The 10,130-nt window shown below is 66.8% G+C and carries 2 protein-coding genes; one reads left to right on the top strand and one right to left on the bottom strand.

Annotation, left to right across the window (positions count from 1 at the left end):
• Positions 1-3,429: a transglutaminase family protein gene (locus KB874_RS09915; RefSeq protein ID WP_212536393.1), complete on the bottom strand. Its 3,429-nt coding sequence runs from the start codon at positions 3,427-3,429 to the stop codon at positions 1-3.
• A 241-nt stretch (positions 3,430-3,670) separates the two neighbouring features.
• On the opposite strand from KB874_RS09915, the gene KB874_RS23145 reads away from it, so the two are divergent.
• On the top strand, positions 3,671-9,841 hold the full coding sequence (locus KB874_RS23145) for a beta strand repeat-containing protein (RefSeq protein WP_212536394.1): 6,171 nt from the start codon (positions 3,671-3,673) through the stop codon (positions 9,839-9,841).
• The last annotated feature ends 289 nt before the right edge of the window (positions 9,842-10,130 follow it).

Below are 10,130 nucleotides of genomic sequence, written 5' to 3' on the forward strand. Positions count from 1 at the left end.
TCAGATCTCGGGGGCCCTCCGCAGGTCCAGCGTCATCGGGAACTCCGGATGCGGGGTTTCCGGCGCGGGCCAGTAGCTGCCGGGACTGTGCCCCATCTTCTCGAAGCGCGCCAGCCTGCGCGCCTCGGCCTCGTTCTGGTTGACCGGGAAGGTGTCATAGCTTCGCCCGCCAGGATGGGCGACGTGATAGGTGCAGCCGCCCAGCGCGCGACCCGTCCAGGTGTCGAAGATGTCGAAGACGAGCGGCGCGTTGACCGGCAGGACCGGGTGCAGCGCCTCGGCCGGCTGCCATGCCTTGAAACGCACGCCGCCGACGCGCACACCGCTGGACTCCGTTGCCGCCAGCGGCACGGCGCGGCGGTTGCAGGTGACGATGTACCGGCTGGGGTCGGTCGCCGTCAGCTGTACCTGCATCCGCTCCACCGAACTGTCGGTATAGCGCACCGTGCCGCCGATCGCGCCGCGTTCTCCCAGCACGTGCCAGGGCTCCAGCGCCTGGTTCAGTTGCAGGTGGACGCCCTCGTATTCGACCTCGCCGCAGAACGGGAAACGGAACTCCTTCTGCGCCTCGTACCACTCGGGGCGGAACTGGAACCCGTGATCGCCGAGGTCGCGCAATACGTCGAGGAAGTCCTGCCACAGGAAATGCGGCAGCATGAAGCGGTCATGCAGCGTGGTGCCCCAGCGCACCGGCCTGCCTTGCAGCGGCTCGGCCCAGAACCGCGCCAGCAGCGCGCGGATCAGCACTTGCTGGGCCAGCGACATGCGCGCGTCCGGCGGCATCTCGAAGCCGCGGAACTCGACCAGGCCCAGGCGTCCGGTAGGGCCATCGGGCGAGAACAGCTTGTCGATGCAGATCTCGGCGCGGTGGGTGTTGCCGGTCACGTCGATCAGGATGTTGCGCAGCAGCCGGTCAGTGAGCCAGGGCAGGGGCGCATCGCCCTGTCCCGGGGCCGGGATCTGCGCCAGCGCGATTTCCAGCTCGTACAGCGTGTCATGACGCGCCTCGTCGATCCGGGGCGCCTGGCTAGTCGGGCCGATGAACATGCCCGAGAACAGGTAGGACAGCGACGGGTGCCGCTGCCAGTGCAGGATCAGCGATTTCAGCAGGTCGGGCCGCCGCAGGAAGGGCGAGTCATGCGTCGTGGCGCCGCCAACGACCACATGGTTGCCGCCGCCGGTGCCTGTGTGGCGGCCATCGATCATGAATTTGTCGGCGCCCAGCCGCGTCAGCCGCGCCTCGTCGTAGACGGCGGTGGTGATGTCGACGCAATCCTGCCAGTCATGCGCCGGGTGCACGTTCACCTCGATCACGCCGGGATCGGGCGCGACCCGGATCACGTTCAAACGCGGATCGGAGGGCGGCGTGTAGCCCTCGATATGGATCGGCAGGCCCAGCTTTTCGGCCGTATCCTCGGCGATGGCGATGAGTTCAAGGTAGTCCTCCAGCGCCTCGACCGGCGGCATGAAAAGGCACAGCCGGCCATCGCGCGGCTCGATAGCGACGGCGGTGCGCACCGCGCCGCCGCCTGCGTCGATCGTTTGCTCCATCAGGGTCTGGCGATCACCGGCGTCGCGCGCCTCGGATACCGGTTGTTCGTGGCCGGGCGTGGGTGCGGCCACGCCCGAAGCCTCGCGGTCGGTCATCGTGTCGCCGCGTCGCGCGCGTTCCTCGGCGGCGATGCGGGTGATTTCCTCGATCAGTCGGCCGCGGTCGGCCTGGTAGTCGGGCAGGGGTTCGCGGGGGAAAGATGGGTCGGTCGGGTAGACGTAAGGATAGGCCGAGGGCGCCACGAAAGGCAGCGAGCCCAGCGGCAGGCGAAAGCCCACCGGGCTGTCGCCGGGCACCAGGAACAGGTGGCCGCGCCGCGTCCGCCAGCGTTCCGAGCGCCAGCGGTGCCCCGTGGCCTTGGCCTGCCAGCGCTGGACGGGCAGGACGTAACCCGCCGGGTTCTGCAAGCCGCGTTCGAACACACGGGCGATGCGGGCGCGGGTTTCCGGATCCTTCAGCTTGGAGTCCTCGGGCGTCACGTTCCACGGCAGGTCGGCTTCCTTCAGAATCCACTCCGCCGGATCCTCGTAGGTCGGATGGACATAATCCTGGCCCACACCCAGCGCCTCGGCAAACCCCGCCATGAATTGTTCGGCCTGCTTGGCCGTGGCGCCGGTCTGGGTCTCGGGCGCGACCAGTTTCGCGTCCTTCCAGATCGGCTTGCCGTCGCGTCGCCAATACAGCGAGAAGGTCCAGCGCGGCAGCGTCTCGCCCGGATACCACTTGCCCTGGCCGTAATGCAGGAATCCGCCCGGCGCGAACCGGTCGCGCAAGCGGCGGATCAGCATGTCGGCGCGGTCGCGTTTCGTGGGGCCCACGGCGGCAGTGTTCCACTCGTCGCTTTCGAAATCGTCGATCGAGACAAAAGTGGGCTCTCCGCCCATCGTCAGGCGGATGTCCTGCGCCTTGATCGCGTCATCGACCTTCTGCCCCAGCGCGTCCAGCGCCTCCCAGGCTTCGTCCGAGAAGGGCTTGGTGATGCGGGGATGCTCGGCGGTGCGCATCACCTCCATCTTGAAGTCGAAGGTGGTCTCGGTTCCCGGCGGCGCGGCAAATCCGCCGACGATGGGGGCTGCGTTGCGGTAATGCGGCGTCGCGGCCAGCGGGATATGGCTTTCGCCGGTCAGCAGGCCGCTGGTCGGGTCCAGCCCGATCCAGCCCGCGCCGGGCAGGAAGACCTCGCACCAGGCGTGCAGGTCGGTGAAGTCGTGATCGGTGCCCGCCGGCCCGTCCAGCGCCACCAGGTCCGGTTTCAGCTGGATCAGGTAACCCGAGCAGAACCGCGCGGCAAAGCCGAGGTGTCGCAGGATCTGCACCAGCAGCCAGGACGTGTCGCGGCACGATCCGCGCTGGTGCTGCAAGGTCTCCTCGGGCGTCTGCACCCCAGGCTCCAGCCGCACGATATACTCGATGTGCTGTTGCAGCTTCATGTTGATGTCGACGAGGAAGTCGACGGTGTTCATCCGGTCGCGCGGGATCGTCGCCATGTAGTCGGTCAGGTGCGGCCCCGCCGGCTCGGGCTTGCGGTAGATCTCAAGATCGCTGCGGAATTCCTCTGGATACTCGAACGGCCAGGTATTGGCCTCTTCGTCCACGAAGAAGTCGAACGGGTTGTAGACCGTCATGTCGGCCACAAGGTCGACCTCGATGCGGAATTCCGTCACCGGTTCCGGAAAGACGAAGCGCGCCAGCCAGTTGCCGTAGGGATCCTGCTGGTGGTTCACGAAGTGCCCGCCGGGGCTGACCTTGAGCGAATGCGAGATCACCCGCGTACGCGAATGCGGCGCCGGGCGCAGCCGGATGATCTGCGGCCCCAGCGTGACTGGCCGGTCGTACTTGTAATGCGTGAGATGGTGGATGCTTGCCGTGATCGCCATGCGCGTGCCCGTTTCCCTTGCTTGCCCGAAGCAGATCAATTCGCCCCGGCGGTGTAAAGGCCGTCGCGGCCGCAGGGGGGGCGGGTTGCCCAAATGACACGTCGCTGCCTGTCCGGAAGGCGGTGCGCTGGTTGCAGGCATGGCATGAAAATGCACTGCGCAGGCTTCTTTTTGTTGATCGAGAGCCCCTCTTGCCGCACTCTTTTCCGGCAAAATTAGTTTTTTCTAAGGACGTTGTACGATGCTGGATTTCAAGGTTGCTGCGGCTTTGCCCGCAGAACGGACCGGTTTTTCCCTTTGGATCGAACGGCCGGGCCTGCCCCTGTGGCGCATGGGGTCAGAACGGCGTGACACAACGCTGGCCACGCAGACCAGCACGCTTGCCATGGACTCGGCCCTGCGCGGCCTCTGGAGCGGGGGGCGCGATGCCGTGCCGCCGGTGGTGGATCGCACCGACGCGGCCCTGCCGAGTATCGTGACCCGGGAACCGCAGCCCGAAGAGACGAGCGAGGCCGTTCCGCGCTACGCGCTCAGCCACAGCACCGTCGAGGGCGACACGAACTTTCCCACCGAGCTTCACGAACTCGAGCACAACATCGAACGCTCGATCACCAATGTCGACGATCTCGGTGACAAGGCCGAGATCGCCGAGGCGCTGATGAAGGTCAGCCGCAAGACGCTGGAACAGGTCGTGCAACTGGAAAAGCAGGCCGACAGTTTCCTGAGCACGGTCAAGTCCTTCCGCTTCACGCTGAAGGTCACGGAAAAGGTCGGCCCGCTCAAGGTGCCGTCCAAGCTGTTCGACCGGGTGCTGGAGCGGGTCGAGGAAGTCGCGACGCATGTCACCTTCCGCGCCGGCCAGCTGCGCGAGAAGATCGAGAACGGTCAGTATATCGACAAGCTCCAGCAGGCAGAGGATTTCCTCGACAACGCCGGCAAGGTGCTGGAGCAGGTCGAAACCGAACTCAAGGAGTATTACGTCACGATCCAACTGGCTCAGTTGGTCTTTGAAAACGATGGCGGCGCCTTCGACGGGCTCGAGGCCACGTTCGACAGCGCGCTGGCCACGGTCGGGATCAACGACGCGCTGGATGCGGTCAACACGCTGTATGAATCGCTGGTTGTCGATTTCAACGGGCTGATCGCCAGTTTCGACGCGCCCAGCCTGCCGGGGGTCAATGTCTTTGACGCCATCGGCGACGTCTCGGCGCAGTTTGGCCAGATCAACGGGGCGCTCAGCTTCATCAGCAACCCGCTCAAGGCGGTGCATGCGGCGCTGAAGCCGATCGAATGGGCGCTGGACCTGGTGGGGTTCATCTTCGACATCACCGTGGGGCCGGTGATCGACTGGATCCTCGAAACGCTGGGCATCTCCGCCATCATGGACCGGATCGGCGACCGGATCACCGATTTCCTGCCCGATCTCGGTATCTTCGACGAGGTCACGGGCCGCATCGACGCCGTGCTGGACGAGGTGCAGGCGCTGATCGACGAGTGGAGCGCGCAGATCGACCAGATCGTGGCCGACCTGCGGACGCAACTGCTGGAACAGTTCGAGGCGGCCTCGGGTTTTGCGCTGCGCTTTGGCACCAACGCCTCCGAGGCGCTGGACGGGCGCGATGTGCAGGGCGACATCCTGAACGCGCTTGACGGCGACGATACCGTGGACGGCGCACCGGGCGGCACCGCGGGCAATGCTTCCGACCTGTTCGTGGCCAGCGGTGGCAAGGACGTGCTGTTCGGCGGCGACAGCGGATCGGACTGGCTGCTGCTGCCCGGGCAACTCAGCCGCTTCACCTTCATCAAGGTGTCCGAGTCGGCACCGCTGGTGATCTACGACAAGGGCGGGAAATACGGGTTCGAGATCGTCTACGGGATCGAGAACTTCGCCTTTCTCGACGGGTTCTACGACCTCGACGGCCTGATCCAGGCGGGCGTGGTGCAGACCGGCGGCACGCCGGGCAACGATGTGCTGATCGGCTCGGCCGAGAACGAGCTGTTCGTCCACACCGCCGGGCAGGACAGCATCGACGGCTCGGGCGAGGTCTATACCGGCGTCGTGCCCGACCCGGCGGATGGCGGCACCGACACGTGGCTGCTGGAGGATGACCCGTCGAGCAGCTCCACGACGTCGATCTTCCTCTACAGCGAAAGCGGCTACAACGATGGCGCGGCCAGTCCCAAGATCTGGGAGGGGCGCGCGCTGGTCGGCGGGTCGGCCAACAGCGATTACCTGAACTCGATCGAGGACGTGGTGATCCAGGACAACCGCAATGTCAGCGTCTTCGGGTCCGAGCGCGCGAATTTCATCCAGGCCAACGATTCCGACGACTACCTGACCGGCGAGGGCGGCGACGACCTGATCCTTGGCGGCGGCGGGCGCGACCTGATCATCGGCGGGCCGGGCGCCGACCGCATCTTTGGCGAGGCGGGCAACGACACGTTGATCGGCGGGCCCAGCACGGGCGAGGCCGACCATTACGACGGCGGCGCCGGGCTCGACAGCCTGATCTATTCCAACAACACGGTGCAATACGACATCGTCCCGCCGACAGGCTTCACCATCGTCAACGGCTCGCTGCCCGCCACGGGCCGGCTGCGGATCGATGCCGAGGCGCGCACCGTCCAGCACATGACCGCCGACCTGAGCGCGGTGATCGCCACCGACACGTTCGTGGATATCGAGACCATCGTGGGATCGGACCGGGACGACACGATCCGCGGCGCGGATTCGGGCGACGACAGCCTGACCATCGACGGTGGCGGTGGCGACGACATCCTTTACAGCGATGGCGCGACGCGGATCGCGGGCGGGTTCGGCGATGACACGCTTTATTCCACGGCGGATCGCGGCGATTTCGACGGCGGCACAGGCATCGACACGCTGGATCTGCGCGGCTACACGGACGTGCGCTGGTCGCTGGAAAACCTCTTTGGCGCGGGCATGGACCTGCGCGCGGTCGAGAGCCAGGACACCGAGGCGCTGGTCGACGCCGAAGGCATTCCCTCGGCCGTCGCCGTGCCGTCGACGATCTTCAGCGGCGACGCCGACAACATCGAGGTGTTCCTTCTGGGCGACGGCGACGACAACCTGTTCGACAAGGGCAGGGGCTCGTACACCGTCTACGGCGGTGCGGGCGACGACGTGCTGATCCGGCGGCAGGCCAACGACGGCAGCCACACCAACGTGCTGTATGGCGAGGACGGCAACGACTATCTCGAACTGATCGAGGAATCCGGCAGCCTCTATGGCGGGGAGGGGGACGACACGCTGCGCGCCGCGATCTCCGGCATGGAGTCGGATGTCGAGGGCGGCGACGGCGACGACCTGATCTACCTGCAGCGATTCAACAACGGCAATCCGCTGGACCTGCCCATCGTGCGCGGCGGCGCGGGCAATGACGTGGTCAGTTTCGACATGCCGATTGTCGGCGACATCACCCGTATCGGGGTCGACCTGGCGCGCTTTGCGATGTATTCGCCCGCGCCCTTCGGATCGAGCTGGGCGGGCTACATCAACGCGCTGGTGTTCGACGTCGAGGGGCTGATCGCCTCTGACCGCGTGTCGGCGGTGTTCGAGGGCACGGACGGCAACGAGCGTTTCATCGGCCTGTCGCGCAACGACACGCTGGTCGGGCGCGGCGGCGATGACGTGATCTTCGGGGGCGGCGGGGCCGACCTTATCGAGGGCGGCGACGGCGACGACCTGATCCATCCCGGCGCCAGCGGCACAACGGCGGCGACCTCGGACACGGTCGACGGTGGCGACGGGATCGACACGCTGACCTTCGTCAACGCCCGGCCCGAGACCAAGGACGGGTCCATCATCGCGGGCCTGTTCGGCGGCGTGCGGGTGATGCTGTCGGACGGCATCCGCGTCAGCGTCAACACCCGCGGCCCCGATGGCGAGGCGCATGGCGCCTTTGGCCGGTCCGAGATCTACGAGATCGAGAACCTCGTCGGCAGCCAGGGCGACGACATCCTGATCGGCAACCGCGGCGACAACGCGCTGGCGGGCAATGACGGCGACGACACGCTGCTGGGCCGCGATGGCGACGACGTGCTGGGCGGTGGCGCGGGCCGCAACCTGCTGATCGGAGGGCCGGGCGACGACACGTTCCTCGTGTCCGAGGGCGATGCTTCGGTCGTCGGCGGGGGCGGGTTCGACAGCCTCAACTTTGCTGGCCGGCCCGGCGCGGTGAGCGTGAACCTGACGACCGGTTCCTGGGCCGGGACGCTGGATACCAATCTGCCCGTCTGGAACGACACTGGCACCACCGAGGCGCGCCTGTTCAACGGGGTGTCGATGACGCCGCGCGATGTTCTCGAAACCGATCCGATCTTTGCCAACGATGCGGGCGACCTGACCCGCGTCCTGCCGGATACTGATGACTACGCGGCCGATCCCGGCCTGCCGCGTTTCGAGATCACCGAGGCACAGGTCGGGCTGGACCTGTCCGGCGAAATCGCGGGCGTCGAGGCGGTGATCGGCACGGGCGGCGACGACACCCTGACCGGCAGCGCCGGGCACGAGCGTCTGGACGGCGACGCGGGCAACGACACGCTGCGCGGCAACCAGGGCAACGACACGCTGATCGGCGGCGGTGGGCGCGACGTGATCTTCGGCGATGGCGGTGCGGCGGCCACGGCCCTGCCGGACCTGCTCTTTCTGAACGAGGGCGGCAGCTATGGCCCGGATTACCTGAGCGTTTCGGGCTTTGCCGACATGCCCACGACCGCCCTGACGATGGAGGCCCTGGTCAAGCTCGAGGACACCTCGGGCCAGGGGGTCGGCACCAATGTCTACACGATCATGTCCTACGCGGTGGGGACGATCTACAACGCGTTCACCGTGATCACCACCGATACGACGGTGGAAAACAGCGAACGCTACCTGCGTATCATCATCAACAACCAGGTGGTCAACACGACGGTTCCGGTGGCGGCGTTCTACGATGGCGATGTGCACGGCCTGTCCGTGGAATGGGATGGTCTGGCGGGATTTGTCCGCATTTCCCTCGACGGGGTCACCGTCTGGAACGAGGTTGGGATCCCTGCGGCGCAGACCACGCTTGCGGCGGGGGGTACGCTGGTCTTCGGCCAGGATCAGGACAATCTCGGCGGCGGGTTCAGTTCGCTTCAGGATCTGCAGGGCGGCATCGGCGATATCCGACTTTGGGATGGCACGCGTACGACAGGCGACATCGCCGCCGATGCCTTCGGCCCGGTCGGTCCGGCTGATTATGCCGACATGGCCGGATATTGGCAGGTCGACGCGGCGGGTGAGGCGCTGGTCGCGCAGGTCGGCCCGGCGCTGACCGTCAATGGTGACGTCCGGTTCGAGGATGGTGGCGCTGCCCTCGCCAGTTCGAACGACGTAATCGAAGGTGGGCTTGGCGCTGACACGATCGAAGGGGGCGACGGCGCCGATACCATCGATGGCGGCGACCAGGACGACGTGATCGACGCGGGCGATGGGCATGACGATGTGACCGGCGGCAACGGGCGCGACAGCATCACGCTGGGCAAGGGCCATGACATCTTTCGCGACAATGACCAGGTTCAGTTCGGCGAGGACACGGTGCTTGGCAATGGCGGCAAGGACACCATCCTGGGCGGCGGCGGCAACGACTCGCTTGATGGTCAATTCGGCGCCGACAGTGTCTCTGGCGGCGATGGCGACGATTATGTCGGAGGCGGCCAGGGCGACGACACGCTGGAGGGCGGCGTCGGCAACGACACGGTCGAGGGCGGCGACGGGCGCGACGCGGCCTGGTTGGGCGATGGCGACGACCTGTTCATCGACAACACCCAAGGCGGCGTCTCGGGCCGGGACACAGTCTATGCCGGGGCAGGCGATGACACGATCGGCGGTGGCGCGGGCGATGACCTGTTCTATGGCCAGGATGGCAGCGACTCCGTCCTCGGGCGGCTCGGCAATGACACGCTATACGGTGGACAGGGCGATGACACGCTGGTCGGCGGCGGCGGCGACGACGTGGCGGCGGGCGGCAACGGGCGCGATCGGGGCTTTCTCGGAGATGGCAACGACCTGTGGTTCGACACCGCCCAGACCGGCGAGTTCGGCCGTGACGCGGTGTTTGGCGGCACCGGGGACGACACGATCAACGCGGGAGGCGGCGACGATACGCTGTATGGCGAGGGTGGCGCCGATACCTTCGTCTTTGCCGCGTCGATCGACCGCGACACGGTGGCCGATTACGCCGTGGGCGTCGACGCGTTGCAGATCGACTCCGCGCTCTGGGGCGGACCGTTGACGCAGGCGCGGCTGAACACGCTGTCCGACACGTCGACCGGCACATTGGTGCTGGATTTCGGCGGCGGCGACAGCATCACCTTCGAGGGCCTTGCCTCCAACGCGGGTCTGCTGAGCGACATCACGCTGGTCTGAGACGGCCGGCTTGATGGGTCGCGCGCCTTTCCCTCGGATCGATCCGGAGGCGCGCCTGCGGCGCACCGGATCTGCCGGGTTTCGCGCTGTGCGCGGCACCCGGCGCGCGCGTGGCGGCGTGACGGTCTGACCGACCGGCGCGCGTGTGGTCCTTTCGGGATCATGAGGGCTGTGCCCGCCGCGTCTGCGGCGCGGCCTTCGGGATGTTTGCGGGCCGTGGAAACGGGAAAGGGCCGCGCGGGATGTCCCGGGCGGCCCTTCGGGTCGGCGCAATGGCGCCGGTGTCAGA

The organism is Thetidibacter halocola, assembly GCF_018224955.1.
In the GTDB taxonomy this organism is placed as follows: Bacteria; Pseudomonadota; Alphaproteobacteria; order Rhodobacterales; family Rhodobacteraceae; genus Thetidibacter; species Thetidibacter halocola.

Bases quoted from the DNA above. Each gene is read 5' to 3' on its own strand.
- KB874_RS09915 (WP_212536393.1), bottom strand. From the start codon at position 3,429: ATGGCGATCACGGCAAGCATCCACCATCTCACGCATTACAAGTACGAC.
- KB874_RS23145 (WP_212536394.1), top strand. From the start codon at position 3,671: ATGCTGGATTTCAAGGTTGCTGCGGCTTTGCCCGCAGAACGGACCGGT.